Source organism: Kosakonia sp. AG348 (assembly GCF_003337365.1).
In the GTDB taxonomy this organism is placed as follows: domain Bacteria; phylum Pseudomonadota; class Gammaproteobacteria; order Enterobacterales; family Enterobacteriaceae; genus Kosakonia.
This window is the reverse complement of record NZ_QPJR01000008.1, coordinates 1-26,639: the sequence shown is the minus strand read 5'-3', so window position 1 is coordinate 26,639 and position 26,639 is coordinate 1. Positions and strand designations below refer to the sequence as shown.

At 52.4% G+C, this 26,639-nt stretch carries 29 protein-coding genes; 13 read left to right on the top strand and 16 right to left on the bottom strand.

Features of this window, described 5'->3' with window-relative positions; translation table 11 throughout:
* Positions 1–534 precede the first annotated feature (534 nt).
* Positions 535–1,491: a LacI family DNA-binding transcriptional regulator gene (locus tag DFO56_RS18140; RefSeq protein ID WP_020455794.1), complete on the bottom strand. Its 957-nt coding sequence runs from the start codon at positions 1,489–1,491 to the stop codon at positions 535–537.
* Between the two features lie 293 nt (positions 1,492–1,784).
* Between DFO56_RS18140 and DFO56_RS18135 the strand changes: the two genes are divergently transcribed.
* The 6 genes from DFO56_RS18135 (at position 1,785) to DFO56_RS18110 (ending at position 7,729) form a co-directional block, all read left to right on the top strand.
* Positions 1,785–2,099, top strand: a complete 315-nt coding sequence (locus tag DFO56_RS18135) for a PTS sugar transporter subunit IIB (protein ID WP_017458127.1) — start codon at positions 1,785–1,787, stop codon at positions 2,097–2,099.
* Between the two features lie 12 nt (positions 2,100–2,111).
* The gene (locus DFO56_RS18130; RefSeq protein WP_020455796.1) at positions 2,112–3,440 is read left to right on the top strand and encodes a PTS cellobiose transporter subunit IIC; all 1,329 of its coding nucleotides are present in this window, start codon (positions 2,112–2,114) and stop codon (positions 3,438–3,440) included.
* Positions 3,441–3,477: 37 nt separating this feature from the next.
* The gene (locus DFO56_RS18125) at positions 3,478–4,866 is read left to right on the top strand and encodes a glycoside hydrolase family 1 protein (RefSeq protein WP_045507411.1); all 1,389 of its coding nucleotides are present in this window, start codon (positions 3,478–3,480) and stop codon (positions 4,864–4,866) included.
* Between the two features lie 6 nt (positions 4,867–4,872).
* On the top strand, positions 4,873–5,184 hold the full coding sequence (locus tag DFO56_RS18120) for a PTS lactose/cellobiose transporter subunit IIA (RefSeq protein ID WP_044489757.1): 312 nt from the start codon (positions 4,873–4,875) through the stop codon (positions 5,182–5,184).
* 148 nt (positions 5,185–5,332) lie between these two features.
* Positions 5,333–6,712 (top strand): carbohydrate porin, encoded by a 1,380-nt coding sequence (locus DFO56_RS18115; RefSeq protein ID WP_020455799.1) that lies wholly within the window; start codon positions 5,333–5,335, stop codon positions 6,710–6,712.
* 114 nt (positions 6,713–6,826) lie between these two features.
* Positions 6,827–7,729, top strand: coding sequence for an EamA family transporter (locus tag DFO56_RS18110; protein WP_044489528.1), 903 nt, complete (start codon positions 6,827–6,829; stop codon positions 7,727–7,729).
* A 10-nt stretch (positions 7,730–7,739) separates the two neighbouring features.
* On the opposite strand, the gene nepI is transcribed toward DFO56_RS18110, so the two are convergent.
* The 3 genes from nepI to DFO56_RS18095 all read right to left on the bottom strand — a co-directional run bounded on the left by nepI (position 7,740) and on the right by DFO56_RS18095 (position 10,207).
* Positions 7,740–8,924 (bottom strand): purine ribonucleoside efflux pump NepI, encoded by a 1,185-nt coding sequence (gene nepI / locus DFO56_RS18105; protein WP_045507408.1) that lies wholly within the window; start codon positions 8,922–8,924, stop codon positions 7,740–7,742.
* Between the two features lie 197 nt (positions 8,925–9,121).
* Complete coding sequence (locus DFO56_RS18100; protein ID WP_045507405.1) at positions 9,122–9,658, bottom strand: polyketide cyclase; 537 nt, start codon at positions 9,656–9,658, stop codon at positions 9,122–9,124.
* Positions 9,659–9,754: 96 nt separating this feature from the next.
* On the bottom strand, positions 9,755–10,207 hold the full coding sequence (locus DFO56_RS18095) for a DUF1198 domain-containing protein (RefSeq protein ID WP_045507402.1): 453 nt from the start codon (positions 10,205–10,207) through the stop codon (positions 9,755–9,757).
* 104 nt (positions 10,208–10,311) lie between these two features.
* Here DFO56_RS18095 and DFO56_RS18090 point away from each other — a divergent pair, with 104 nt between their 5' ends.
* A complete protein-coding gene (locus DFO56_RS18090; protein WP_020455804.1) occupies positions 10,312–11,214 on the top strand; it encodes a LysR family transcriptional regulator in 903 nt (300 codons plus the stop codon).
* 9 nt (positions 11,215–11,223) lie between these two features.
* On the opposite strand, the gene ilvN is transcribed toward DFO56_RS18090, so the two are convergent.
* The 3 genes from ilvN to ivbL form a co-directional block, all read right to left on the bottom strand.
* Positions 11,224–11,508, bottom strand: a complete 285-nt coding sequence (ilvN, locus tag DFO56_RS18085) for an acetolactate synthase small subunit (protein WP_017458118.1) — start codon at positions 11,506–11,508, stop codon at positions 11,224–11,226.
* Positions 11,509–11,511: 3 nt separating this feature from the next.
* Positions 11,512–13,200, bottom strand: coding sequence for an acetolactate synthase large subunit (ilvB, locus tag DFO56_RS18080; RefSeq protein WP_045507399.1), 1,689 nt, complete (start codon positions 13,198–13,200; stop codon positions 11,512–11,514).
* Positions 13,201–13,305: 105 nt separating this feature from the next.
* Complete coding sequence (gene ivbL, locus DFO56_RS18075) at positions 13,306–13,404, bottom strand: ilvB operon leader peptide IvbL (protein WP_110093690.1); 99 nt, start codon at positions 13,402–13,404, stop codon at positions 13,306–13,308.
* A gap of 510 nt (positions 13,405–13,914) precedes the next feature.
* Between ivbL and tisB the strand changes: the two genes are divergently transcribed.
* The gene (gene tisB / locus DFO56_RS25180; RefSeq protein ID WP_017458115.1) at positions 13,915–14,004 is read left to right on the top strand and encodes a type I toxin-antitoxin system toxin TisB; all 90 of its coding nucleotides are present in this window, start codon (positions 13,915–13,917) and stop codon (positions 14,002–14,004) included.
* 55 nt (positions 14,005–14,059) lie between these two features.
* Here tisB and DFO56_RS18065 read toward each other — a convergent pair whose 3' ends face one another.
* From DFO56_RS18065 to sctV, 9 genes are read right to left on the bottom strand one after another with little or no spacing between them, the layout of a single operon-like run.
* On the bottom strand, positions 14,060–15,130 hold the full coding sequence (locus tag DFO56_RS18065) for a flagellar biosynthesis protein FlhB (RefSeq protein WP_045507397.1): 1,071 nt from the start codon (positions 15,128–15,130) through the stop codon (positions 14,060–14,062).
* A gap of 3 nt (positions 15,131–15,133) precedes the next feature.
* Positions 15,134–15,937, bottom strand: coding sequence for an EscT/YscT/HrcT family type III secretion system export apparatus protein (locus tag DFO56_RS18060; RefSeq protein WP_045507395.1), 804 nt, complete (start codon positions 15,935–15,937; stop codon positions 15,134–15,136).
* Positions 15,934–16,200, bottom strand: coding sequence for an EscS/YscS/HrcS family type III secretion system export apparatus protein (locus DFO56_RS18055; RefSeq protein WP_045507393.1), 267 nt, complete (start codon positions 16,198–16,200; stop codon positions 15,934–15,936). Before DFO56_RS18055 ends, DFO56_RS18060 begins: the two co-directional genes overlap by 4 nt.
* 14 nt (positions 16,201–16,214) lie before the next feature.
* A complete protein-coding gene (sctR, locus tag DFO56_RS18050; RefSeq protein WP_045507391.1) occupies positions 16,215–16,868 on the bottom strand; it encodes a type III secretion system export apparatus subunit SctR in 654 nt (217 codons plus the stop codon).
* Complete coding sequence (locus tag DFO56_RS18045; RefSeq protein WP_045507388.1) at positions 16,868–17,902, bottom strand: FliM/FliN family flagellar motor switch protein; 1,035 nt, start codon at positions 17,900–17,902, stop codon at positions 16,868–16,870. The genes sctR and DFO56_RS18045 overlap by 1 nt, the downstream gene beginning before the upstream one ends.
* 23 nt (positions 17,903–17,925) lie before the next feature.
* Positions 17,926–18,378, bottom strand: a complete 453-nt coding sequence (locus DFO56_RS18040) for a hypothetical protein (RefSeq protein ID WP_233500416.1) — start codon at positions 18,376–18,378, stop codon at positions 17,926–17,928.
* On the bottom strand, positions 18,368–19,744 hold the full coding sequence (locus DFO56_RS18035; RefSeq protein WP_370447822.1) for a FliI/YscN family ATPase: 1,377 nt from the start codon (positions 19,742–19,744) through the stop codon (positions 18,368–18,370). The genes DFO56_RS18040 and DFO56_RS18035 overlap by 11 nt, the downstream gene beginning before the upstream one ends.
* Complete coding sequence (locus DFO56_RS18030) at positions 19,738–20,640, bottom strand: FHA domain-containing protein (RefSeq protein ID WP_045507379.1); 903 nt, start codon at positions 20,638–20,640, stop codon at positions 19,738–19,740. Before DFO56_RS18030 ends, DFO56_RS18035 begins: the two co-directional genes overlap by 7 nt.
* A gap of 11 nt (positions 20,641–20,651) precedes the next feature.
* Positions 20,652–22,760, bottom strand: a complete 2,109-nt coding sequence (gene sctV, locus DFO56_RS18025) for a type III secretion system export apparatus subunit SctV (protein WP_045507942.1) — start codon at positions 22,758–22,760, stop codon at positions 20,652–20,654.
* 342 nt (positions 22,761–23,102) lie between these two features.
* Between sctV and DFO56_RS18020 the strand changes: the two genes are divergently transcribed.
* The 5 genes from DFO56_RS18020 to DFO56_RS18000 all read left to right on the top strand — a co-directional run.
* Positions 23,103–23,648: an RNA polymerase sigma factor gene (locus DFO56_RS18020; protein ID WP_045507376.1), complete on the top strand. Its 546-nt coding sequence runs from the start codon at positions 23,103–23,105 to the stop codon at positions 23,646–23,648.
* 3 nt (positions 23,649–23,651) lie between these two features.
* Positions 23,652–24,203: a GNAT family N-acetyltransferase gene (locus DFO56_RS18015; RefSeq protein WP_045507373.1), complete on the top strand. Its 552-nt coding sequence runs from the start codon at positions 23,652–23,654 to the stop codon at positions 24,201–24,203.
* 16 nt (positions 24,204–24,219) lie between these two features.
* Entirely contained in the window at positions 24,220–24,441 is a 222-nt protein-coding gene (locus DFO56_RS18010) for a hypothetical protein (protein ID WP_020455818.1), read from the top strand.
* Positions 24,442–24,458: 17 nt separating this feature from the next.
* A complete protein-coding gene (locus DFO56_RS18005) occupies positions 24,459–26,408 on the top strand; it encodes a secretin N-terminal domain-containing protein (RefSeq protein ID WP_045507369.1) in 1,950 nt (649 codons plus the stop codon).
* Positions 26,409–26,439: 31 nt separating this feature from the next.
* On the top strand, positions 26,440–26,639 hold a 200-nt coding region (locus DFO56_RS18000; RefSeq protein WP_147271688.1), incomplete at its 3' end, for a hypothetical protein.

Genomic DNA, 26,639 nt, shown 5'->3' with positions numbered 1-26,639 from the left:
TTCTGCGATTTTTTCAAGCTTGCTAATATTTACATTATCCCATGTTCTTTTAAGAAAAATCATTCCATCATCAGTTAACATACGCAATACTTCGTTACTAAATGGCTTAACCCATGCAGGTTCTTCATAACGAACTTTGCGAGCCTGAAGCTATCTGGGACAGATCAGTCGCATCTCCCGCATGAACGCCATTTACCACAGCATGTATGGACTCGATATGTTGTATACACCCGGGATCGGCCTGTTCCCTGCGCCTATATTTAACTTTCCTCCAGCCTGCGGGGCGGATCAGAATCCATGAGAAAATATCCAACTAAAAAATGCCAATTTAGGTTAAATTTCATTTAATTATCCGTTTTGGGTATAATCCAATCAAATAAATAACAAAGCAACATCCTTCGGCGTAAATATTATATCCGAATTAAAATTTAGGATTAGAGAAAGATATATCCACTTAACAACAGCTAACGTCGAAAAGAATAGGCTCTATACATCAATAAAAAAGCCCCCAATCGGAGGCTTTCAAAATAGCGATTAGCGTTTGCTGACATCGGGAATAATTAAATCCCCGCGCACCCGGTAAGCACCCAGCACACTCTGCGTTTTTTCATTTAGCCAGGCGACAATACGTGCCGCCATCGCGTCCATCGAATATTCAATAGCCGGAATAGTAGGAATGCCCGGCAAATGCAGTGAACCGGCGAGGCTGAAGACCATAATGTCGCCCGGCACCGATTTATTAAACGCCTGCAATTGCGGGATCACACGCTGGGCTTCCTGCTCATCCGCCACCAGCAACGCGTTGAAATTCAGGGTAGTTGCGTTATTGAGCAGCACCTGCAACGCAACAGAGGACGAAGTGTCATCCATAAACACCAGGTTACGGTTAAACGGCAGGAAATTATTTTCCAGCGCCAGCTTATAGCCGTGCAGCACTTGATCCGCTGCGGCGGTGCGCGGGTGGATTAGCGCAATTTGTCGGCGGCTCTGGCTAATCAGGTAGTTACAGGCCGTTTCGGCGGCGAAGGCGTGATCAAATTGAATACAGTTGGGCGTGGCGTCGGCAGACTCAACGCAATCCACCAGAATGACGTTTTCGTCGTCAATTTTGAGCGGAAAACGCGCGCCGATAATCAGCACATCGTCACACAGCCCGCAGGTCAGCTCATCCAGCGCGCTCATCACTTCCGCTTTGGTGTTGGCGAAGCGCAGCAGCAGATGTTTCTGGCTCTGGCTTAAATGCTTTTCCAGCGCGTAGAGGTAGCCGGTGGTTTGGTTGATATTGTCCTGGGCGCAGATAACACCGATGCAGCCTGTCGACTGGCTGAGCAATGACTGCGCGATAACATTGGGCCGATAATTCAGCTCTTCGACCGCTTTCAGCACCGCGAGGCGACTGGCTTCCTTAACGCCGCGCGAACCACTCAACACCCGTGAGACTGTGGCTTTCGACACCCCAGCTAAACGTGATACATCGTTGATTGTAGACATCTTTCTCCCCTGACAGACGCACATTGCGCCCGCAAAATCTAAATACTTCAACGGCTAATATATAACCACACGCAGTATAACGGTTTCGCTTTTTGATGGAAACCGATTTTCCATTTTGCGCTTTTTGTTCTCAACAGAGTGCCAAATTCCGTGACGCAAATCCAATTACGGCATCAGATAATTCATAGACATTGACAGCTATCACACTTCTGTGGCGAACAAATGGAAACCGGTTTCCATATGATATCCAATCGACCCCGCAATAACTTTTTACACTTCGAGGATGGTTAACGATGTTCAGGATTATGTTGTGCTGTTCAGCCGGTATGTCCACCAGCTTACTGGTGAGGAAAATGCTGGAAGCCGCGAAGGAACGCGATATACCGGTAGAGATCGACGCATATGGCGTCGCGGAGTTCGACACGCAATTTCCGCGTTACCAGGTCGTGCTTCTCGGACCGCAAGTCAAATACATGTTAAACACGCTGTCAGAAAAGGCCGCCGCTCAGGGTATTCCGGTCCAACCCATCAACCCGATGGACTACGGAATGCAACGTGGCAATGAGGTACTGGACTATGCACTGTCGCTCATAGAAGCGGCGCATTAAAAAGGTGTTCTTATGAGTTCCTTATATCAATCAATGATTACGGTTATTGAGCAAAGCATTACGCCGCTGGCCGGTCGCCTCGGGCAACAGAAGTACGTTATCGCTATTCGCGACGGTTTTACCGCCGCGCTGCCGTTTATGATCATCGGCTCGTTTATGCTGGTGTTTATCTTCCCGCCGTTTTCCGCCGACACCACCGTTGGTTTCGCCCGCGCGTGGCTCGATTTCTCCACCGAATACCGCGCGCAGTTGATGCTGCCGTTTAACCTCAGCATGGGGGTAATGACCTTCTTTATCTCCGTCGGGATCGGCGCGAGCCTCGGTCGCCAGTTTAACCTCGACCCGGTAATGACCGGTCTGCTGGCGTTTATGGCGTTTCTGCTGGTCGCCGCACCGTATGCCGATGGCAAAATTTCTACCCAGTATCTCTCCGGGCAGGGCATTTTCACCGCGCTGCTGACATCGATTTACTCCACCCGCGTTTACGCCTGGCTTAAGCAGCACAACATCACCATTCGTCTGCCCAAAGAGGTGCCGACCGGCGTTGCCCGTTCGTTTGAAATTCTCATTCCGGTGCTGGTGATCATTGGTACGCTGCACCCGCTGAACCTGTTTATTGAAGCGCAAACCGGCATGATCCTGCCGCAGGCGATTATGCACGTGCTGGAACCGCTGGTCTCCGCGTCCGATTCCCTGCCTGCCATTCTGCTTTCCGTGCTGCTGTGCCAGATCTTCTGGTTCGCCGGTATCCACGGTTCGCTGATTGTCACCGGCATCATGAACCCGTTCTGGATGGCAAACCTCTCCGCCAACCAGGCCGCACTGGCTGCGGGCGCTGCGCTGCCGCACGTTTATCTGCAAGGTTTCTGGGATCACTACCTGCTGATTGGCGGCGTCGGTTCCACCCTGCCGCTGGCGTTCCTGCTGCTGCGTAGCCGCGTCGCGCATCTGCGCACCATCGGCAAAATGGGCGTCGTACCGAGCTTTTTTAACATCAACGAACCGATTCTGTTCGGCGCGCCGATCATCATGAACCCGATGCTGTTTGTGCCGTTTGTTTGCGTGCCGTTGGTGAACGCCGTGCTGGCTTACACCGCCACCAAAATGGGTCTGCTGGCGCAAGTCGTCTCCCTGACACCGTGGACAACGCCTGCGCCTATCGGTGCGTCCTGGGCGGCGAACTGGGCCTTTAGCCCGGTGGTGATGTGCCTGATTTGTATGGTGATGTCCGCCCTGATGTATCTGCCGTTCCTGCGTGCTTACGAGCATTCATTAATGAAAGCAGAAGAAGAAAAAGCGCAGAGCAGCGCGCCGATGACGGAAACCGTCCGCAGTAACTAAGCCGTAACGCATTCGCAGTAACGAAAAGGAGTCGGTAATGAAATACGTATTTCCCGCAAACTTCTGGTGGGGCAGCGCCAGCTCTGCGCTGCAAACCGAAGGGGAAAGCCAGCAAGGCGGTAAAAGCGCAACCACATGGGATGCCTGGTTTGCCAGCCAACCGTGGCGCTTTCACCAGCAGATTGGGCCGCAAGAGACCTCGACGTTTTATCGCCACTGGCGGCAGGACATCGCGCTGTTAAAGCAGCTCAAGCACAACAGCTTTCGCACCTCTATCAGCTGGTCACGGCTGATCCCGGATGGCGATGGTGAAGTGAATCCGCAGGCGGTGGCGTTCTATAACGAGGTCATCGACGAGCTGCTGGCGCAGGGTATTACGCCGTTTATCACGCTGTTTCACTTCGATATGCCGATGGTGATGCAGGAAAAAGGCGGCTGGGAAAGCCGGGAAGTGGTGCAGGCTTTCAGCCGCTACGCGCAAATCTGTTTCGAGCTGTTTGGTGATCGGGTTCATCACTGGTTCACCTTTAACGAGCCGATTGTGCCGGTAGAGGGCGGTTATCTGTACGATTTCCATTACCCGAACGTGGTGGATTTTAAACGTGCGGCCACGGTGGCGTACCACACGGTACTGGCGCATGCCAGCGCGGTGAGAGCATTTCGCGCCGGGTTTTACGCCGGTGAGATTGGCATTGTGTTGAACCTGACGCCGTCCTATCCACGTTCGCAGCACCCGGCGGATGTGAAAGCGGCGCACTATGCCGATTTGCTGTTCAATCGCAGTTTTCTCGACCCGGTACTGCGCGGCGAGTATCCCGCTGACCTGGTGGCGCTGCTCAAAGAGCATGACCAGTTGCCCGCCTGCCAGCCGGACGATATCGCGCTGATTGCAGAAGGGAAAATCGACCTGCTCGGCATTAACTATTACCAGCCACGGCGGGTAAAGTGCCGGGACAGCGCGGTCAATCCCGATGCGCCGTTTATGCCGGAGTGGTTGTTTGATTATTACGAAATGCCAGGGCGCAAAATGAACCCGTATCGCGGGTGGGAAATTTATGAGCCGGGTATTTACGATATTCTCACGAACTTACGCGTCAATTACGGTAACCCACGCTGTTTTATTTCCGAAAACGGTATGGGCGTCGAGAACGAACAGCTTTTTATTGAAGATGGGCAAATAAACGATAGCTATCGTATTACGTTTGTTCGCGATCATCTTATCTGGCTGCATAAAGGAATTAGCGAAGGGTGTAATTGCCTTGGCTACCATATGTGGACATTTATTGATAACTGGTCATGGTGTAATGCCTATAAAAACCGCTACGGTTTTGTGCAATTAGATCTGGCAACGCAAAAACGTACCATTAAGAAAAGTGGAGAGTGGTTTGCCGCCACCGCTGAAAATAATGGTTTTACTCAGGATTAAATGACAATGATTGAACTCGAAGAAGCGGTAATGGAAATTATCGTCAACGCCGGACAGTCGCGCAGCCTGTGCTTTGAAGCGCTGCGCGCGGCAAGGGCGGGCAATCTTGACGAAGCGCGCCAGTTGCTGAAGGAGGCGGATGGCTACTCGCGCCAGGCGCATCACATGCAAACCAAATTAATCGAACAGGATGCGGGCGAAGCCCGGCAACCGATGACATTAATTATGGTACACGCGCAGGATCATTTAATGACATCATTATTAGCGCGTGAGTTATCCGAAGAGATAATTCAGCTTCACACTTTATATCGGCAATAATTAACGGAGAATTGATTACGGTAAATCTTAATTAAGCTGTACCCGCATTTAAAAAATAAAAGCAGTTCGTAATGGTGATGGCAATAATCTCTGCCCGGTCACCCGGGATGGTTATTGTCTGAGAATAACTTACTAAATTGAGATAACCATGAGAATTAATAAAAAACTTCCAGTGGCGCTGGCGGTTGCGGCCACCCTTTGCTCTGGCTCCGTCTTCGCACAAGAGTTTACCCAAGAGCAAATCGATGCCATCGTCGCCAAGGCGGTGGATAAAGCGCTGGCGGAACGCCAGGCGAAAATGGACGCCGCCGTGAATAAAAAAGCGGATGTGGTGGTGGAACCGCAAAGCGCGGCGCAAACCCCGGATTTGGCGGTGCCTTACGGCCTGAAATTTAGCGGTTACGCCCGTTATGGCGCGCACTTCCAGTCTGGCGATCAGAAATATGTTGGCGTTGATGGCTCCTATAACGGCGCGTCGGCGATTGGTCGTCTGGGCAACGAAGGCAACGGCGGTGAATTCCAGCTCTCCAAAGCCTTTAAAGGCGACAACGGCGCAATCTGGGACGTCAACGTGATGTTCGACCACTGGGGCGACGAAGTTAACCTGAAAAAAGCCTATGCCGGGGTGACCAACCTGCTGGCATCCAACCCGAACGCCTACTTCTGGGCAGGGCGTGATTTCCACCAGCGTCCACAACAGGGCATCAACGACTACTTCTGGATGAACCACGACGGCCAGGGCGCCGGGGTGAAAAACTTCGATATCGGCGGCGTGCAGTTTGATGTCGCGGCTGTTGGTTCGGTGGCATCCTGTAGCCCGGAAGTGCTGGAAGATGAAGCCAACCCGTCACGCATCACCTGTACTGGCGGCTCCAACGTCGGCGATAAAGGTAACTATGCGGTGACCTCCAAAATCCACGGCATGAAAGTCGGCCCGCTGGATCTGGAAATTTACGCTAACTACGGTTTTGATTCGAAAGCGATTGAAAGCGATGCCCGTCTGAAAGCCTGGCAAGGTGGTGCGGTGTTGAGCCACACCTACGACCACGGCATTAACAAACTGATCGCGCGCTACTCCGATAACGCGGATAACAGCGTATTTAACAAAACCGACGATCTGACCGCGATTTACGCCAGCTTCGAAGGCAGCTACAAATTCTCCCGGCAGACGCAGGTGGACTACCTGCTCGCGTACCACGACTACGACAACAGCGCCAACAAAGCGGATAACCGCCGCAACTATGGCGCGATTGTCCGCCCGATGCACTGGTGGAACGATGTGCACTCCACCTGGCTGGAACTGGGTTATCAACGCGTAGATTATGATGACGGCGGCGATAACCACGGCTGGAAAGCAACCCTGTCGCAGAACATCTCTATCGCGATGGGACCGGAGTTCCGCCCGATGCTGCGCTTCTACGTGACCGGCGGCGAAGTGGATAACAAACGCACCGCACGCGTGAACGGCACCAACGACTCGACGCTCGATTCGTTCAACATCGGCGCGATGTGGGAAGCCTGGTGGTAAGGTAACAAAACCGGAGGCGGTCCCCCCTCATGCCGCCTCCGGTTAAACTCTGTACATGTGTTATGATGCGCGGCCTTACGATAAATAAACAGCATCACAGAGTTGGGTTAGCACATGGGTTCGAGCAAGAAAGGGATGTTTTACGTCCTGGCCGCCGCCGTTTTATGGGGCAGTTCCGGGGTTTGCGCGCAGTACATAATGCAGAAAAGTCATATCTCCTCGCCGTGGCTGACGATGACGCGACTGCTGTTCACCGGCGTGATTTTGTTAACGCTGTCGTTTGTCCACGGTGACAAAATTTTCGCCATCCTGAAAAACCGCAAAGACGCCTTTAGCCTGCTGTTCTTCTCGCTGTTTGGCGCGCTAACCGTGCAGCTCACTTTCCTGCTGACGATTGAAAAATCCAACGCCGCCACCGCGACGGTGCTGCAATTTCTCTCGCCGACGATTATCGTGGCGTGGTTCGCGCTGGTGCGCAAAGCGCGCCCCACCTTCCCCGTGGCGTCGGCGATTGTCACTTCGCTTATCGGTACATTTTTACTGGTGACGCACGGCAATCTGACGTCGCTCTCTATCTCGCCTGAAGCGCTGCTGTGGGGCATTGTCTCGGCGTTTGCCGCCGCGTTTTACACTACCTACCCTTCGCAGCTTATCGCCCGTTACGGCACGCTGCCGATTGTCGGCTGGAGTATGTTGCTGGCGGGACTGATGCTGACGCCCTTCTTTGGCGGGCAGGGAAATGATGTTGTAGTGAATGGCCGCCTGCTGATGGCGTTCTTCTACCTGGTGGTGATTGGCACCGCGCTGACGTTTAGCCTCTATCTGAAAGGCGCGCAGATGATTGGCGGCTCGAAAGCCAGCATTCTGAGTTGCGCCGAACCGCTGAGCAGCGCCCTGCTGTCAGTGGCGCTCCTCGGCGTGGCGTTTTCGCTGCCGGACTGGCTCGGCACGCTGCTGATTGTCTCGTCGGTATTGCTGATTTCCTGGGATTCGCGGCGCAAAATACGCGCCGCATAAGCCGACTGGTTTACGCTTTTACCCGCACTTTCGCGGCCACCAGCAGCGCCGTTAACAGCATCAGGCTACCGGAAAGGACCAGCGGCGAAAGTAAACCGTAATGATCGAGGGCAAAGCCGCCAATCGCCGCGCCGCAGGTGTTGGCAAGCTGGATCACCGCCACCTGAATGGAACCGGCTTTTTCTGCCTGATCGGCAAGCGTGCGGGTGATCCACGTTGACCAGCCCACCGGGATCAGCGCAAAACCCAGTCCCCAGATAATGGCGATGCCCGCCGCGACAACCTTATCGCTGCCCCACAGAATCAGCACCAGGGCGCTAATGGCCAGGGTTAACGGTGCCAGCGCCAGCGCCAGTTTCACCGAGCGCTTCATCACCACCGAGGAGAACGACGTGCCGACAAAGCTGGCGATACCGAAGCTCAGCAGCACTAATGTCAGCCCGTCGACATCAAACCCGGCGAGATTCATATAAACCGGGCGAATATAGGTGAAAAACGAAAACTGCCCGGCGAAGACCATAAAAATGGCAATCATCCCGGCCAGTACACCGGGGCGCTTGAGCAGGCCGAACATATTCTCGTGGTGCTCGGTTTTCCCCGGTAGCGACGGTAATGCCTGCCACACCCAGATGATACAAGCCGCGCCCATCAGCGCCGCGCCGTTAAACACATTGCGCCAGCCAATAATGCCACCAAGAAAACTACCGAGCGGAGCCGCGATCACCAGCGCAATCGACACCGCGCCAAAAATCACCGACAGCGCTTTTGGCACAACGCGCATCGGCACCAGCCGCATGGTTAGCGACGCCGACATCGCCCAGAAACCGCCTAACGCCAGACCAAGGCAGGCCCGACCCAGCAGCAGCAGGGTGAAATTGGTGGCGAACGACACCAGCAGGCAGGAAAGCGTAAGCAGCACCGCGAACGCGATCACCACATAGCGGCGGTCGGCAGCACGGATAACCGTGGTGATAAACAGGCTGGCAAACATCGCAACAAACGCCGTCACGGTGACGGTTTGCCCGGCGAGACCTTCCGACACTCCCAGATCCAGCGCCATGGGCGTGAGCAGGCTTACCGGCAAAAACTCCACGGTTATCAGGCAAGCCACGCAAAACGCCACGGCGAATACCGCCGACCAGTTCGGGCGACTTACCGTATCCGTAGAAGATTGCGTTACAGATTGCTCACTCATTGGTTACCTGCTTAGTTTTTATTCGTGAAAGTCGCGCAGTGTAACATTCAAAATGTGTGACGCAATTAACAATTTGGCAACTCTGTGGCGGCGATGAATTCAACCGCCAGGCACAAAGCGTGTCCGCCCGTGTGTATATGGCGACGCGGAGTCGCGGCATGACTGCGATGAGGTTTATGCCGCGACACCAGCACGGTTTACTCTTTAGCCCGCGCGTTACGCGCCGCCGTTGCCAGGCCGACAATCCACTCCTGGTGAGCATTGATCATCGGGTTTGGCACCGCGCTCGCCAGTTGCCGCGCCGGAACACCGGTTTGCGATTCCTGGGTCAGGATGCGCACGCGGCTGCCGGGTAAATCCTCAAACAACCAGGCATGAATCGCATCCAGACGCGACTGCGCATCCCCTTCCACCCAGCCATACCACGCGATATGCGCGGCCAGGCCTTCAACCGGCGGCACATATTCACACACCTGCGCCTCGACCGGAAAACCAAAGGTAGTGAAACTAAAACGGGCACTGGCGCTTAATAACGGGCCGCTGCCATCGTGAAAACGGATGTCTTGCGCGTTGCTGTAGTAAGTCGGCCACAGGCGAGTATCGTTCAGTTGCGCCCAGATCTCATGTGCCGTTAGCCCGGCGACAATGATTTCGTTGGAGACAAAATTATCGGTGGTGCCTGGCAGGTAATCCTGCGGCCAGACAATGGCGCTTTGCGTCAGAGATTGCGTCATGGTGTACCTCGTCATGGATGAACGAGGCCACTTTGCGCCGCGCGGTGTTATAAATCTAATGACTATCTTTGATGAGCGTCATCACGCTGCGTGATATCAGTGCAGCCAGTGAACGCCCTCTTCGGGCATAAACAGCGCGTTATAGCGCATCTGGAAGTTATTGAGATCGGCTCTGTCCGGTTCCAGTTCGCGCAGAAACCCTTGCGCCAGGCGGATTTGCGCATCGGTGACAGGTGTTGCCAGCCGCGCTTTTTGCAACAATCGGTGCCAGTAAACCAGGTTCTGCTCGCTGCTATCGACAATAGACACCTGCCAGATCAGTAACACCTGGGCGGCGTTTTGCAGGTGCGCTTCGTCCGGGCGCGTCAGGTAGCTTAAATATTCGTTACCGGCGCTTTTGCCCATCTGGTCGATCATTGATTCCACCGGCACGGGCTGAATGTTGAGTCGGTCGGTGAGGCGGCGAATCGCGCGGCGAGAATCAGAAGTTAATACTCTGAAACCAATCACAAAAACCACCACCAGCGTTGCCAACATCAACCAAATCATAACCGCTCCCGAAGCGCAAGAGAGGCTCATCATACGGGGAAATTACCCGCTACGGACAGCCGTAAATGCGATAATCTTTATTATCGCTCTGGCTGGTCATCATCATGAATAACGATATCAGAAATCTCGATCTTAACCTGTTGAAAACGCTCGATGCCTTGCTTGATGAACGCCATGTCACCCGCGCTGCCGCCCGCCTTTCGCTGACGCAACCGGCGGTGAGCGGCATGTTGACGCGACTGCGTGATTATTTTGCCGACCCGCTGTTTATCCGCGCGCCGCATGGCATGGTGCCCACGCCGCGTGCGCAGGCCCTGGCGGCGCCGGTTAAACAGATCCTTGCCGATATCGACCGCTTGCTCAAACCCACCGCCTTTGACCCGCTCAGCGCCACATTTATCTGGACGCTGGCGGCAACCGACTACGCGCTGAAAGTGGTGATCGTGCCGTTTATTGCTGAGCTGAAAAAGCACGCGCCGGGGATCCGCATCCGCGTTGAACCCGTGGAGCCGCAGCGACTGGTAAGCCAGCTTGAGCGCGGCGAAGTGGATGCGGCGTTAATGACACCGCACAGCACGCCGGAAGCACTGCACAGCCGGGCGCTATTTGAGGAACGTTTTGTCTGCATGATGCGCGCCGACCACCCGGATGCGGCGCAAGATACGCTGACACTGGAGCGTTTCTGCGCGCTGGAGCACGCGCTGGTATCGTGGGATGGCGAACGTTTTCGCGGCGTGGCGGATAACGCGCTGGCCGCAATCGGTAAAAGCCGCCGCGTGGGCGTGTCGGTGAATAACTTCCTCATCCTGCCAGAGATGTTAACCGTCAGCGATATGATTGCCGTGGTGCCGCAGCGCCTCGCCAGCCTGACACCGGGCATGTGTATGCGTGAAGCGCCCTTGCCGATACCGGGGTTTACCAAAACCCTGGCCTGGCACGAACGCAGCCACCGCGATCCGGCGCATCAGTGGCTACGCAACCTGCTGTTCGACATCAGCCAGCGTTAAGCGCGGCGATTACTCAAAGAACAGACCGAGTTTGTTGAATACGCCTGGATCGGTCTGGTGGCGGATAATTTGCACCACATCTTCCAGCTTATCGATCTGGCTTATCATCTGTTCCAGCCGCTGGTCGTTCGCCACCTGGAGCCAGATGCGGCTCTGCTCGCCGCTTTGTAGCGGTAGACAAAGAATGCCTTCCACGTTGAACGCGCGGCGGGCAAACAGCCCACAGACATGCGTCATCACGCCCGGATGGTTGCGCACGGTGAGTTCGAGAATGACGTTATCAGTTGTTTGCATGGCTTATTCCCCCACCATTTCTGTATTCGCCGCGCCTGGCGGCACCATCGGGTAAACTTTTTCTTGCGGGTCGATACGCACATGCACCAGCGCCGGGCCCGGACGAGAGATAACCTCCTGCAACGCAGCCTGCGGGTTGGACTCGGCGTTTAAATCGCAGGTATGCAGGCCAAAACCAGCGGCAATCTGCATAAAGTTGATCATGCCGGGATACGTTGCGGCAAACACGCCGGACTTGTAGAACAGGCTCTGTTGCTGATGCACCAGCCCCAGCGCTTCGTTATTCATCAGGATAATTTTCACATCGAGATTATTTTCCGCGGCGGTGGCCATCTCCTGGATGTTCATCATCAGGCTGCCATCACCGGAAAAGCAGATGATCTTACGCTCCGGGTTTGCCAGCGCCGCGCCAATCGCCGCAGGCAGGCCAAAACCCATGGTGCCCAGCCCGCCGGAAGTCAGCCACTGGCGCGGGCGGTTCAGCGGGTAAGCCTGCGCCGTCCACATCTGATGCTGACCAACATCGGTGGTGATAATCGCACTGTCATCCACGCAGGCAGCGACCGCATTGATCAAACCGTAATGGGTAAGCGGGTCGCCCGCTTGCGGGATCGCGCCGGGAAACTCTTTTTGCAGCTGTTCCACGGTGTTGCGCCAGGCGTGGCGGGAATGGGCTTCAACTTGCGGGATCAGCGCATCGAGCACGTCGCCAACGTCGCCCTGGATTGCCACATGCGCCTGCTTCACTTTGCCCAGCTCCGCGCGGTCGATATCCACATGAATAATTTTGGCATTCGGGCAGAACTGCTCAGTTTTGCCAATCGCCCGGTCATCAAAACGTGCGCCAAGCACCACCAGCAGATCCGCTTCCTGCAAAATGTAGTTGGTGCTGCGGGCACCGTGCATTCCCAGCATCCCGAGCGACAGCGGGTGCTGTTTTGGCAACATGCCGAGCGCCATTAACGTCATGGTGGTGGGCATATTGGCTTTTTCCGCCAGGTGACGAATTTGCTGCGGCGCGTTAATCACCCCACCGCCCAGATACAGCACCGGGCGCTCGGCGGCATTGATCATCTCTGCGGCGGCGTGAACATCCTGAGCGTTCCAGGCGGGCGCTGGCGCTTTATGACCCGGTTCCGGCAGCTCGCTGAGGGTGATTTCCGCCGTCTGCACATCTTTAGGAATATCTATCCACACCGGGCCAGGGCGACCGGACTGCGCAATGCGAAACGCATCGCAAATCACCTGCGGCAGTTCGCTGATGTCGCGAACCAGGTAGTTGTGTTTTGTGATGGGGATAGAGATGCCGTAAGTGTCCACTTCCTGGAACGCATCGGTGCCAATCATCGAGGCCGGAACCTGGCCGGTGATGCAAATCAGCGGGATGGAATCGAGACGCGCGTCGGCAATGGCGGTCACCAGGTTGGTTGCCCCTGGCCCGCTACACGCCAGACAAACCGCCGGTTTGCCCTGCGTACGCGCCATGCCCTGCGCGATAAAACCCGCGCCCTGCTCGTGACGCGCCAGCACATGGCGAATCTGTTTACTTTGGCTTAGCGCGTCGTATAACGGCAAAACGGTACCGCCGGGGATGCCGGTCACGGTGGTGATGCCCTGACGTTCCAGTAAATGAACAATCAGCTGCGCGCCTGTATAGCGCGTGGATTGCGATGTGCTGCCCGAACTTGCCATGCTCCAGTCCTTTTCTTCTGAGCCGGCTTTCCAGGAGAGGCTTAAACGAAAAACCCCGCCCGGTTTGCGCCGGCGGGGTTTTGGAATCGTGTGTTGTTCCGGACCCTACGGCGCATTGCCGACGACCACCACCACACGCACGACGACCACCGCGGCGTTATGCGCGGTTTTTAGTAGGTTCATCGGATTGGTGGAAGCGTTCATTAGGGGCCTGTGTGTTGTGTTATTAACGAGATTTATACAAGCACAGGAATCATTCGCCGACAACTGCTTTTTACGCACCCGCAGAAAACTGCGCAGCCGATCACGTTTATTTGCCTGGCGTCTGAAAACAAAAAACCTCGCCGGAGCGAGGTTTTTGTCAGCATTTTCGCGGTTGGTGGCCGCAAAACACACTGCGTTACGTCAACCACGCAACTATACGACGAATCCTGCGGATGCGCAATTTTCAGGCGTTTTTTCCCGCATTGAGTATGGATCAATGTCGAAAATTCCGCCAATAAATACTGTATATATAAACAGTGTTAATATATAATGACCTTGCGAACCAGCGTGAGGGGCCGCGTTCAACGGCGCAAGAATTCCTGGCTGAAACGGGTGGTGCCGTCAGTGCCTTAACCCCTCAAGAGCACACTGCGTTACGCCAACAACAAGGCTGGCAACAGGTAGCGGAAAGGTACGTCAGCCGGTGCTCCTTGACCAGAGGAGAAGCGTATGGGCGGAATGGAGATGTTTATACTGATCCTGAAACTCATTGTTGCCTTGTTGCAACTGCTTGAAGCTGTCCTGAAGTTTTTGCGGTAATTCAGGTTCAAGTCGCACCAAAGAGGGGCGGGAAACCGCCCCTCTTTTACACCTCTCACGCTGTCTCTGGCTCGCGCTTTTTCATTTGCTGTAGCTGGTTGTAAATATGCGCCGTGTGGGCAATAGCCTGGCGTGGAATGGCCTGCCCAATCTCGTATTGCATCAGCAGATGAACCAGCTGCGGCGCGTCGATAACCGGAATGTTCAACGCGCGGGCGCTATCAAGAAGCCCGGATACCGCGTCTTTGCCCTGCTGTTTAAAAAGAATATGCGGTAGCGCAATGTTTTGCTGTTCGTAACGCAGAAGAACCACCCGAGATGCGGCATCATTCAGCACCACATCCGCCAGCTTTAACACCTCCCCGGGCTGCGGCACGTCGACGGGCACCGGCGGCGGGCTCATCATCAGGCTTCTGCGGTACGATTTAATATGCGGATCGCCTTCAGTATCTTTGTTTTCCCGGCGCACCTCCTCAAGGCTCATCCTTTGCGTTTTGATAAACAGATATTTTTGCAGGCCGAAATCGAGCGCCGTCCAGACAGCGAGCAGGATCAACATGTGATGAAAGATGTCGCTAACAAGGTTACGCAGCACCTGCGCTACGCGCATCAGCGGGCTTGCCGCCAGAAAGACGATTTCGTTGATATGCGGATAAACCGCACTGTAGCTGGCATAGACGATAGTTAAGAATTTCAGCAGACTGCTCACCAACTCTGCGAGCTCTCTGGAGGAGAACATTTGCTGAATTTTTTGTAGCGGGTTTAGGCGTTCAAATTTTGGCAGCGCCGATTCAGGCGCGATGAGAAAGCCAAATTGCAGCCAGTTTCCTAATAACCTTGCCGCTATCGCCACGCCCAGAACAGGCGCCAGGAAAATACTCAATTCGACTGCCAGCAACTGCGTTAACCGCTTTGCCGCTGTAATAAACGGCAGCGTCATGAAGCTCAGCGCCACAATAAAGAGCTGTTGCAAACGATCGATGCCGCGCTCCATCATGATAAAAATGAATTCCATCGCCAGCGTGATCAGCAGCAGCAGCGGCACCCCTTCATTTTTAAAAACATTCCCTTTCTTACGCTCATCGCGGATTTTTTTCGGCGTGGGTTGCTCGTTTTTTTCCGCCATCGCTTAATCCGCCGTCAGATTAAGCGTGGAAGAAATCATCGGGACGACGCGCTCAGGCTGCAATAATTGCTGTTCAGCAAGATGCAGTAATGTCGGGATATACATCACCAGGAAGGACAAACCGATAATAATTTTTAACGGGATGGTCACGCTGGTGACCTGCATTTTCGGGCTGTAAAGGCTCAGTATCGCCACGCTAAATTCGATCATCAGCATCAGCACAGCAAAAGGCGCGCTGTAAATAACAATAAAAGAGAATATGTCTGCGAGAAAAGCTAACCACTGTTTAAAAGTTACCGCAGTGTCAGTGAAAAAAAGTTTATCGATCGGCCAGAAGGTGTAGCTGCGCCAGAGAATATCAATGAGATAAGCGAAACCGTGAAAATGAATAAAAATCAGCAGAAAAATACTTTTAAAGACATAACCAAAAAATGATCCGCTGTTGGTTATCGCCGGGTTAATTTGCTCACCCATTTGTCCGCCGCTCTGATTATCAAACAGAACCCCGACGCTTTCGAATAACCAGAAAGGTACAACCAACAGAAAGCCTAAAAAAATACCCAGCAGCGACTCTTTTATCATCATGATAATAAACATGATGCCTTTGATATAGCCAAAATCGGGTTGCGCATAAAAGGTGGTAGCGGGAAGCAAAGTAAACACCAGCGCGATACTGTAGAGCACCGCACCTCTGATCTCCCGGAAAGAAAAAGCAATAATAATCGCCATGCAGGGGTAAATACGCGCACAGGCACTCACCAGAGCCATTAACGCCTCACCTAACCAGTCGAAAGAGACAAACGTCATTGCCAGGCTCTTATCTGGCTGATTAAGTCAAAACAGTTAATACTCAATTGCACTGTTTTTTGCAGCATCCAGTGGCCAAAAAAAGCCAGAATGACGCCAACAGCCACCATTTTCAACGCAAAAGGTAATGTTGCATCCTGTAATTGCATCACCGATTGCAGCAGCGCAATGATAATACCCGCCACCACAGCGGTCACTACTGGCGGAACCGATATCATCATCGCCAGTATTAATCCCTGCTTGAGCAACTCGACAATATACATATTTATTCTCATCGCTAAATGTAGCTGTAAAATAACCCTTCAAGTAAACGGCTCCACCCCTCAATCAAAACAAAAAGCAATAATTTAAGCGGAATTGCAATAAACATCGGCGCCACCATTTGCATTCCCAATGCCATCAGCACTGTCGATACAACGAGGTCTATCACTAAAAAGGGAATATAGATTAAAAAGCCAATTTTAAAACCGGACTGTAATTCCGAAAGGACAAACGCGCTTAATATCAGCACAGGGTTATCGCGCGTTATGGGGTTGTTCGCCTGATCTTTCCACAGTTTTTTTGCCGCTTCCGTTAAACGAACATGGGTATCTGTATCAATATTGCGCTGTAAGAAATTTTGCAGCGGCGCAATTACCGTCGGGTAGTGAGCATAAATCGCGGCGACATCGATTTTATCCGGTGAGATTTGTCGCACGCGCTGGGTCATGTCATTAAACACCGGCCCCATAATAAACAGCGTTGCGGTAAGCGAAATGCTGTAGATCACCATATTGCCAGGCACCTGCTGTATGCCCAACGCGTTGCGTACAATCAGCAAAACAACGGAAATTTTAAGAAACGAGGTTGAGATAATCATCAGCAAAGGCAACAACGTCAGCGCCGCGATAAACAGTGCCAGCGCCGCGGGATTGATCTGCTGAATATCCATCAGAAACGCTCCATGCGGGTAATTTGCAGCCCCAGCACACCTTCAACATCCACCAAAGTGCCCTGCGCCAGCGGGCGCTCGCCATAATAAATGGCCGCCTGACCGGGGGTAAAATCCGTGAATGTCAGTATCGAACCCGGCCGCAGCGACTGCAGCGCGTCGAGCGTCAATGTTAGCGTTCCCGCACGCAGCGTTATCCTCAGGGGAACAGAGGAAAGATCCGGCATTTCATGGGGCTGCGCCGGGATCTCGCGCGATAAAGGCACCGGGGGAAGCGTCGCGTCCGGCTGCGGGAGTGCCGTATCAACAGGGGTGAATTCCATTTCTATCTCCTTATGGGAAACAATCGTAAAGCAATGCGCCAGCGGGGCGCATTGCTGTAAAGAGAAACACTGTGTGCCGATTTGCAGTTGCCCTGCTCCTGCCGGGTTAAAAAGCCGATTTTCTGGCAGCACAATGTCGCCAACGCGTAAATGCCGTAACGCGTCTGCCGTAAGCTCCGTTGAGGCCAGGATCAACGGGAAAGAGAGTAAAAACTGCTTATTTTGCCGCGTCGGGGAAAAGTACCACGCCGAATGCTGAAGCAGGCGAATTAATGTTAACGGCGACAGCGCCATTAATCCTCTTTCATATTGCTCGCTATTTTTTATTTCAATCCAACAATAAATTTCCGGTTCATGGCTTTCCTCAGAAGGCTGCAAGTAACCGACTATATTTTTAATTTCCTGACTGAGCGCGGCGTTATACACATCCCAGTACCACTGCGCCGAGGTATTATTATTTTCAGCTAATAACGGACAAAGCGATAACAGGCTCAACAAAGGCTCCGCATTATAAAGGCGTAATTTCCCGTATTGACTGGCAAAACATATCGGTTTATCCGGCAATCGTTCTCCCGCCTGCAATGGAAAGAGTCGTAACTGCCCTTGCTGGCCATTACATTGAAAATTCAATATCGGTTGTCGATCCAGATATTGCCGGGCGATGACCTCATCTTTACTGACAGGAGGAAATAACAGCGCAGCTTTATTCATCAATAATGGCTCTTTGCCTAACACTAAATGGCATGCAGTTGCTCAAGGATAAAACGAAACTTTTCCTGCCGTTTTCTTTTTCCGATAACCTGCTGAAAGTGCGCAGCGACCTCATCGCACTGGCGCAGATAATCTGTTTCTTGCTGCTTAATTCGCAATATGGTGTCCTGCTGTTGCTGCACCATTCCCTGTTCTTTTTCAAGCCACTTTCGCATATCCATTAACGATAACGCGCGCTGTGTATTACGGTCGCTCATCGCGGAAAAGTAATCACGATTATAGTGGGCGATATGTTGTAAATGCCGATTAAGCGCGTCAAGTTGTTGCGCCATTTTTACCATTTCGCGCTGTTGCTTTAACCACGCCAATTCCGTTTTTACCGTCCGGTAATGATAAAGCGATAATAACTGGCGCAGCAGCGAAGTTAATCTTAGCGATTCATCTGCAGTGTTTTCATCCTCTGCGTTATAAAACACCTTGCGGACCCGGAGCATTCGCCACGATCTCCCGTAATTGATTTAAGGTTATTTCAGGCGCTCGCGGCGCGCGTAATGATTGTTTGAGAACATTATCCAGTGCCGGTTTAACCGCAACCGCGTAATCGGTAAAGGGATCGCTGCCGGTCTGGTATTCGCCCAGGCGAATTAACATTTCAATATCACCATGGGCCGTCATTAATTGCCTTATATCTGTGGCAATAGTTTGCTGTTCAGTTCCCGTAACCGTATTCATCACCCGACTCAGGCTGGCTGCCACATCAATGGCGGGATAATGCCCCTGATCGGCCAGTTTGCGCGAAAGGATAATATGCCCGTCCACTAAAGAGCGCACTTCGTCAGCAATCGGGTCGTGCATCGAATCTTGTTCAACCAGTACCGAATACAGCGCGGTGATAGTGCCCTGCCGGGTACGTCCACTGCGTTCAACCAGCCGCGAGAGCAGGTTGTAAACCGAAGGAGGAAAGCCATTGCGCCCCGGCGGTTCGCCGTTGGCAAGCCCGATTTCGCGCTGTGCGCGGGCAAGACGTGTCAGCGAATCAACAATGAGCAAAGTCGATTCCCCTTGCTGGCGAAACCCTTCGGCGATGGCGGTGGCCGTAAACGCAGCGCGCACACGCTCCATGCTGCTGCGATCCGAGGTGGCGCACACGAGCACAGTGCGCTGACGTAGCGCTTCATCCAACTCCCTGTCCATAAACTCACGCAGCTCGCGCCCGCGCTCACCCGTCAGGCAAAACACGATGGTGTCGCACGGTATATTTCGCGCCAGCTCCGCCAGCAGCGTTGTTTTACCGCATCCCGCCCCGGCAAAAATCCCCGCCCGCTGGCCTGCACCCAGCGTCAGCAAACCGTCAATACTGCTGAGCCCGGTGTAGAGCGGCGTCTCAATACACAGGCGATCGGTCGCCGGCGTGGCGTTATGCATCACCGGTACAGATCGCGCGGTTAAGGTGTCGACAAAAGCGGCCTGACCCTGCCCGCCAAGAGCACGACCAAACCCATCGAATACGCACCCTTTCAGCGCTGGCGAGACCTGTATGCTGTGGGGCAAACCTAAAGGATGGATCTCTGAACCGGGCTTAATGCCTTCCAGCGTATCCAGTGCGGCAAGTGAAACCTCTTGCGAATCAAAGCCAATCACTTCAGCCATAATCGGGTCGCCCGACGTGCGCGGCAAAAGGCATAAGTCTCCTAAGCGCGCGCCCGGAAGATAACACTGTAAAACGATGCCGCTAATCCCGGTCACCGAGCCGATAACATTTACCGGCTCTGTCTGCTCAAGCTGGCGTTGTGTGGCCTGCTGCCAGCGGGTAAGTTCCTCTTGCCAGCCGTCGCTCACCAGGGCACCTCAAACCGTGTTTTACCCTGAAAGATCAGCTTTTCTTCGTTAATGGCGAGAAGTTTGATGCCATTAATCTCATCATTGATAAACACCCGCAGCCCGTTGTCGGTCACGATATACGGGGATTCACCCTTTACCACAAGGGCAATGCGAAAAGGCAGCGGTGGCGGCGGCTGGACAATATCCACTGAGATTTGCGCAGCACTCTGGTACCGCTGGGCAAAATGTTGCAGTAGCGCCTGCGTTTCAGCCTGTAACTTATCATCGCCGACCAGATGCAAAACAATGTCGTCACTGCCGGTTATTTCCAGATCGACGCGTTGCCCTAAACCGGCCTGCTGAAGCAGTGAGACCAACATTTCGCGGGTTTGCGCGGCAGTTTCAAGAAACGTTTTCTGCGGCTTCGGCACCGGCGCAGAAATCGCCGTCGGCCGCGCGTCTTTGCCAGAAAAACCGCCCAGCCCGAACGCGGCTATCGCGAGAATAAAACAAACCGCAGCCACGGCTTTATTCAGTCGACCACGCGGTCTTTCAGCCACAGGCGCATGCGAACCCGGCTGGCTGTCGGCTTGCGTAGCGGGAGCGCTTTCCGTTTCCCACGGCGTGTCTGACTGCGCCACACATAACCAAATCCCCGCCAGCGAGAAGGGCGTACCGGGTTCGAGGTTATCGATGTGTTCAACGCGACGCCCTTCATTCGTCAGCACCGCGCCTTGCAGGGCTTCCACTTGCCAGCCGTTATCCGTCGCATGCAGCCGGCAATGGTTTTGCGCGATCGCCGCGTCGTATAACACCATGTCCGCATCGGGCGATGATCCAATCAACCACTGCGTACCGGTCAAGGGTAACAGTGCGCCGCTATTCAGGCCGCTAAGCACTCTCAGTTCATAGAGCACGATGTTTTTCCTCAATCTGCTGCATGTTCTGCGGGTTCGTGGGTTTCTGCTTCAAGGTCGATCCGCCCCTGGATCTGGACTTTTATCGAGGGAATAAGCTCCGAAAAGGCGAGTACCGGAACAGGCGTGGACGACTCCCGTAGCAGACCGGAAAGCGGGCCGCGCAACTCAGGCTCGACAAGCAGCACACAAGGGGCGTCTTCATCAGTGGGAAAGCACTGCGCTAAACGGGCAAGTAACGCTTCATGCATCACCGAAGAGAGCGTCATCGGCTGCGCGCCCGCCGCGTTTAATGCCTGGCGGAACACCGCTTCCGTGGCGGGTGCCAGTAACCAGCTATTCAGCGTTTCATGTTGGCTGTACTGGTAACAAATCTGCTCTCTCAGCGCGTGGCGAACCAGCTCGGTTAACACCATCAGGTTGGATTCATGGCGGCTATGTTTAATCAATGTTTCGGCAATCAGGCGCAGCGGTCGCAGGGTGACACGTTCTGCGGCCAGCCGCTGCAAAACCGCCGAAAACCACGCGATGGGCAAGCACCTTTCGAGTTCATCGGCCAGCTCAGGCTGTTCGCTTCGTAGCCAGTCAATCAGCGCTTTGCTCTCTTGTAAGCCGACAAATTTCCACCCCGTTGACAGAATGGCCCGCCGCATTCTGGCGAGGATCAGATCGCCAGAAGTGCGTTTTTCGGTCTCGTACTGTGATAAGCGGTGATCGTCAACGTCAAACCACCGCAAGCCTTGCTCTTTGCGCTCTTCAAGCCCGGACGTACCGTCATCTTCTGCGACCAGTCTGGCGTTGACGGCACACTTAGCAGGATCATACGTTGCGCGAATAACCGGCACTTCATACACGCAGAAACGAAACTCATCGGGCGCCAGTTGCGCATTACCCTCAAGCTCGAAAGAGGGCAGCGTGAGGCCATATTCAAAAACAGTGTCGTTACGTAGGGCATAGATGCGCTGGAGTAGTTGTTCAAACCCCGGTTGTTGCTGATGCTGTGGATGAAATTGCAGCAGGTAGGCGCGCAGCGGGAAAAAGCGGCGAACATTTTCATAACCCATTAGTTCTGTTGAATTATCAGGCTCAGCGCCGACAATCGATGGAGTAGGTTGCCCCGCCATTTCCAGCCTGTGCTTTTCCTGTCGGGTAAGCAGGAAGGCTAACGTCAGGCAGAGCAAACTGAGGGTAGTGAAAAGCATTGCTGGCATGCCAGGCACCACCGCAAACAGCGCCATAATGATGCCGCAATAGATCCAGGCTTTGGGGTGGCGCGTTAATTGCCAGATGATCTCACCGCCGATATTGACGCTGGAAGCCGCGTTATCGGAATTAACACGCGTAATAATAATGCCCGCCGCAAGCGAGATCAGCAGCGCCGGGATCTGCGCCACCAGGCCATCACCAATGCTCAGAATCGAGTAGATATGCATGGCGTCGGCGGCGGGCATGCCGTGCTGCAAAATGCCGACGGAAAAACCGCCGATTAAGTTAATAAAAACGATGATAATCCCGGAAATGGCGTCACCTTTGACGAATTTCATCGCCCCGTCCATGGCGCCAAAAAGCTGGCTCTCTTTGGTCAGTTGCTCGCGGCGCACCCTCGCGTCTGCCGTATCAATCAGGCCCGAGCGTAAATCGCTATCAATGGCCATCTGCTTACCCGGCATCGCATCCAGATTAAAACGGGCGGAAACCTCCGCGACGCGTTCAGCCCCCTTTGTAATGACCAGAAAGTTAACCAGCGTCAGGATCAAAAAGATAACCAACCCTACAGCTAGGTTGCCGCCAGCGACAAAATTACCAAAAGTTTCAACGACATGACCCGCATCATGCTGCAATAAAATCATGCGCGTCGTGGCAACGGATAACGCGAGGCGGAACATGGTTGTCAGCAGTAAAACTGCCGGAAACGTAGAAAATGCCAGCGGGTGCTGCATAAATAATGCCTGGATGGCCAGCAAGGTGGCAATACAGATATTCAATGAGAGTGCGGTATCAATAATAAAAACCGGCAGTGGCAAAACCATCATAAAGACAATCGTCATGACAATAACCGCACCAATGAGTTCAGTCTGGTTAACCATTCGAACGGCCAGTTTCGTAAAAAACAGTCTCATGAACACCACATATTTTCACATTGATCGAATAAGTAAGTTTTATTAACCATCGATAATCATCTCTGTATTAGCTAACGCGTCGACAATCGACATTTTTCAAATCAATCAAAAGACAACACCTTTACGTTAGTGTTCTCAACACAGGAATGCGCGCAAAAGAAAATACCTAAAAGCGTATCACGTGTTGTAGAGCGTGCATTTCCCCTCCACCCGCGCACATAAAAGCAGACCACCACTCTGAAGACGTACCTGAAATATTCTGCAAATTAACCAGGCAGATTTTCACTTCATTGCCACTCATAAGTGAGCAAGGAATAACTGGATAATACAAAGGGAATTTTTATGGGGAAGTTACCCATCAATGTTAATAATGAATCAGCGGATAAAAACGCATTCGATATAGATGAGTTAGTCGCAAACACCACCACCAGACTCAGGAAATTCATCAGCCGTCGGGTTTACAATCAAAGTGATGTAGATGATCTGGTACAAATGACTTACCTTGAAGCATTTCGCAATCAACATAAGTTTATTGGTGCGTCCAGTAAAGAAACCTGGTTATTTGGCATTGCGTCAAACCTGGTGCGAAATCATTTTAAAAAGACATTTAATAAACCTGAGATGGTGGCGCTGGATGATGTTAATTTTTTAATTTCCGATCAGATATTCAATCCTGACTATATTAACGAACATAAAATACAACTTTCTGAAACCATTGCCATGGTCGATAAATTGCCGCTCAAAATGCAAAGCGTCATCTACCATATTATGGATTCAGACACCAGTTATAACGACGCCGCCGAGCAATTAGGTATTCCGATTGGAACGATACGTTCCAGGCTCTCCAGAGTTCGAAAAATACTGAAAAATAATCAGGAAGAAGGGTAATTAATGGAAATGAAATTAGATGAGCGAATCTTAAAACGGCTGCCCCGCGGGCTCAGGGTGGCGCAAAAAAGCGATATTGAAGCCATGACCATGATTTTTAATGAGACAGCGAATACCGGTGCGAATTCTCCCGTAACAAGGCCGATCACCGAGAAAGAACTGGGGTTTTATATCGAGCTTTATCAACAAGATAAATTGCCGGTGTACGTACTGGAGCGCGAAGGGGAAATCATCGCCTGGCTGTCAATCAACCGCTTTAGCTGGGGAACGTTAGCTTGCCGGCAAACCGGGGAAATTGCCTTATATGTGCGCGCGGATCGCTGCGGCAGCGGGCTTGGCGTGCATCTTGGACTGGCGGCGCTGCTGCTTGGCCGGGAATATGGGTTTGAAACCATGGTCGCCTGGATTATGGCGTCTAACGTTGCCAGCCAACGAATTGCCAAATATCTCGGCGGAGAACAATGGGCTTTCTTACCCAGAATTGCCCGTTTCGGTGAACAACGCGCCAGCGTCATGCTGTTTGGTTTCCGGCCGGATCTGCGTCTTTATAAATAAAACAGGGATAATCGATATGCTAAAAATGGATTCTGTGCGTAGCCAGTTAGATAGTAAATTAAAACAAGCCAGCAGTGATTTTCAGACCTCTGCCAAAAATATGAACGGTATGTCAATGGGCGACTGGCTCACGTTTCATCAACATATGAAACAATATTCTTCTGCCACCTGGGCTGCAAACCAGGAAGTGACGCTCAATCACAACCTGGCTCGCTCAATTATTAACGATGGTCGATAAGCTAACAGGTGACATGTATGAAATTCTACTGGCGTATTTTTTATTCACCTCTTTCGCATTGCGCCAGATTATTTAAACGCTGCGCAACACTAACCCTGATATTATTAACAGCTTTTATACATCAATACGCCGTGGCGGCTGTGCCCGCCATATTAAACAGTAGTGAATTCTCGTATCAAAACACCCCAGCGCCGTTAAATAAAGTGCTGGAGGATTTTGCTCATGCATTTTCGCTACGCCTGGTTATAGATCCAAAAATTTCGGCAGCGGTAAAGAATAAACTACGCGCTAATACGGCTCAGCAGTTTATTGAACGCCTGGCACTTGAATATAATTTACAGTGGTTTATTTTCGAGGATAAATTATACGTCAGCAGTAAAACAGATCAGCACTCGCTAAAGATTAAAGTGTCTGGCGAGTCGATTGATAGTCTTAAAAAGGCGTTAACGGATATAGGTCTGCTGGATAAGCGATTTGGCTGGGGAGAACTGCCGGAGAGCGCTGAAATATTGGTAAGCGGCCCAACCGAATATGTGAACCTCATAAAAATGTTTGCCGAACAGCCTGATGCCAGTAAAAACAAAGGGGGCGCGTTTGAAACCATGTTCTTTCCTTTGCGTTTCGCTGAAGCGGCCGATATCCGGGTTGAATATCAAAATGAACTGATCACCATTCCGGGGGTTGGCACAATATTATCGGAGCTATTAGATGCAAACAAATCCTCGCCCCAGCTTCAGCGCTACAATTACCCGGCTGCGCTTGAGGCGGGTGAAAGCAAAAATCCATTTAATAACCGCTTAGGCGCTTCGTTTTCAGCGCTGACTGACCGCATTTCACTGGCACCTGCACTGCCTGCATCCAGCGATGACAAACCGAAAATCGTGGTCAGTACACGCAGCAATGCCATCCTCATTCAGGACAACCCCGCCAAAAGGAGTGAGTATGCGCAGCTCATTGAAAAGCTCGATGTTCCGCTGAGATCGGTCGCCATCGATACCCTGGTTATCGACGTGGATAACCGCCAGGTTCTTAACACCGGCATGCAGGAAAAACGTTTAAGCCGCCGAGGCAGCGTTTACGATGAGGTTATTAACGGCAACAAATCTGTTCTTAACGCCCAGGAGATGAAAAAATTTCAGGCTGAAATTCAAAGGATTGTCGAACAAGGCGGCGCGTCGTTAACCGCTCGCCCTTCACTGATAACAATGGAGAACTTTCCCGCAGTCTTTAATTTTAGTAATCAAAACCGACCCGCAACAAAAGATGGCCCGCTCTCTACTGCGTCCAACGGTGCGGTGTTGCAAATCACGCCCCGTGTTATCGCCAGTGACAAACAGCAAGCGTTGCAGATTAAAGTCAATATGTATAACAAAGGGACAACGCCAGCGCCTGAAGATAACCACAAGACAGGCAATCTCAGCACGCTGGTAACAGTCGATGAGGGTGATTCGTTAATTATTGGCGGTTTATCGGTCCATGAAAAAAAGAACACCACCTTCAACTTACGGGAAAGTGAAAATCGGCAACGGTTTATTATCATTACGCCGAAGATAATTCAAAAAGATGCGAATAAAGAAAAAGCCAGCGCAAAGAAAACCACATCAGAATATGGCGGTTCGTTTTCCAAAAAAATGTATAAGCAGATCTTCGATGATATTACCAGGTTATCCAGTGGCACTATTTCACCCGCTACATTGCCGGCTATCGATGATATAACCATCGAAGATGTGTGCGATATTGACTGGCCACTGACCGTGCTGGCTGGAAACGTTAAATCGCTGGCAACACAAGAATATACTATCTCTTCATCATTAATAAAAAACGCAGGTCAGCAGTCGGCTGTATTTCATGATACCGATTGTGATAACGATGAAAATATCATGATCGTCCCTTACCCCAACGCACCTATATCACCTGGTGCTTATATCGAAGTTTATATCGCCAGAAAGAACGAAGCACAGAAATAACCTCGCTCAAAGATCGTGAAGGAGCCCTACAATGAAAATTAACCCATTAACCCCTGCCATTATTAATACGCCGCTGGAAAACAGACAAGATCCTGGTATTGCGAAACGGGACCGCCGGGATATTCCCACCGGCTCTTTATATACCGGCCCGCAAAACAATAACGACGACCGCCCTGTCCGCCCCGATGCCCGCTCGCTGATCTTTACTCCCGACCCGCGCGGCGAAGGGTA

Excerpts from the sequence above, each read along its gene's own strand:
- sctR (WP_045507391.1), bottom strand. The coding sequence starts at position 16,868 with ATGGATATTCAGCAGATCAATCCCGCGGCGCTGGCACTGTTTATCGCG.
- nepI (WP_045507408.1), bottom strand. The coding sequence starts at position 8,924 with ATGAGTGAGCAATCTGTAACGCAATCTTCTACGGATACGGTAAGTCGC.
- DFO56_RS18140 (WP_020455794.1), bottom strand. The coding sequence starts at position 1,491 with ATGTCTACAATCAACGATGTATCACGTTTAGCTGGGGTGTCGAAAGCC.
- DFO56_RS18060 (WP_045507395.1), bottom strand. The coding sequence starts at position 15,937 with ATGACGTTTGTCTCTTTCGACTGGTTAGGTGAGGCGTTAATGGCTCTG.
- DFO56_RS18020 (WP_045507376.1), top strand. The coding sequence starts at position 23,103 with ATGGGGAAGTTACCCATCAATGTTAATAATGAATCAGCGGATAAAAAC.
- DFO56_RS18065 (WP_045507397.1), bottom strand. The coding sequence starts at position 15,130 with ATGGCGGAAAAAAACGAGCAACCCACGCCGAAAAAAATCCGCGATGAG.
- ilvB (WP_045507399.1), bottom strand. The coding sequence starts at position 13,200 with ATGGCAAGTTCGGGCAGCACATCGCAATCCACGCGCTATACAGGCGCG.
- DFO56_RS18045 (WP_045507388.1), bottom strand. The coding sequence starts at position 17,902 with ATGAATAAAGCTGCGCTGTTATTTCCTCCTGTCAGTAAAGATGAGGTC.
- DFO56_RS18095 (WP_045507402.1), bottom strand. The coding sequence starts at position 10,207 with ATGATTTGGTTGATGTTGGCAACGCTGGTGGTGGTTTTTGTGATTGGT.
- DFO56_RS18100 (WP_045507405.1), bottom strand. The coding sequence starts at position 9,658 with ATGACGCAATCTCTGACGCAAAGCGCCATTGTCTGGCCGCAGGATTAC.
- DFO56_RS18130 (WP_020455796.1), top strand. The coding sequence starts at position 2,112 with ATGAGTTCCTTATATCAATCAATGATTACGGTTATTGAGCAAAGCATT.
- DFO56_RS18115 (WP_020455799.1), top strand. The coding sequence starts at position 5,333 with ATGAGAATTAATAAAAAACTTCCAGTGGCGCTGGCGGTTGCGGCCACC.
- DFO56_RS18120 (WP_044489757.1), top strand. The coding sequence starts at position 4,873 with ATGATTGAACTCGAAGAAGCGGTAATGGAAATTATCGTCAACGCCGGA.
- DFO56_RS18055 (WP_045507393.1), bottom strand. The coding sequence starts at position 16,200 with ATGTATATTGTCGAGTTGCTCAAGCAGGGATTAATACTGGCGATGATG.
- DFO56_RS18110 (WP_044489528.1), top strand. The coding sequence starts at position 6,827 with ATGGGTTCGAGCAAGAAAGGGATGTTTTACGTCCTGGCCGCCGCCGTT.
- ilvN (WP_017458118.1), bottom strand. The coding sequence starts at position 11,508 with ATGCAAACAACTGATAACGTCATTCTCGAACTCACCGTGCGCAACCAT.
- ivbL (WP_110093690.1), bottom strand. The coding sequence starts at position 13,404 with ATGAACGCTTCCACCAATCCGATGAACCTACTAAAAACCGCGCATAAC.
- DFO56_RS18125 (WP_045507411.1), top strand. The coding sequence starts at position 3,478 with ATGAAATACGTATTTCCCGCAAACTTCTGGTGGGGCAGCGCCAGCTCT.
- tisB (WP_017458115.1), top strand. The coding sequence starts at position 13,915 with ATGGGCGGAATGGAGATGTTTATACTGATCCTGAAACTCATTGTTGCC.
- DFO56_RS18090 (WP_020455804.1), top strand. The coding sequence starts at position 10,312 with ATGAATAACGATATCAGAAATCTCGATCTTAACCTGTTGAAAACGCTC.
- DFO56_RS18005 (WP_045507369.1), top strand. The coding sequence starts at position 24,459 with ATGAAATTCTACTGGCGTATTTTTTATTCACCTCTTTCGCATTGCGCC.
- DFO56_RS18015 (WP_045507373.1), top strand. The coding sequence starts at position 23,652 with ATGGAAATGAAATTAGATGAGCGAATCTTAAAACGGCTGCCCCGCGGG.
- sctV (WP_045507942.1), bottom strand. The coding sequence starts at position 22,760 with ATGAGACTGTTTTTTACGAAACTGGCCGTTCGAATGGTTAACCAGACT.
- DFO56_RS18135 (WP_017458127.1), top strand. The coding sequence starts at position 1,785 with ATGTTCAGGATTATGTTGTGCTGTTCAGCCGGTATGTCCACCAGCTTA.
- DFO56_RS18010 (WP_020455818.1), top strand. The coding sequence starts at position 24,220 with ATGCTAAAAATGGATTCTGTGCGTAGCCAGTTAGATAGTAAATTAAAA.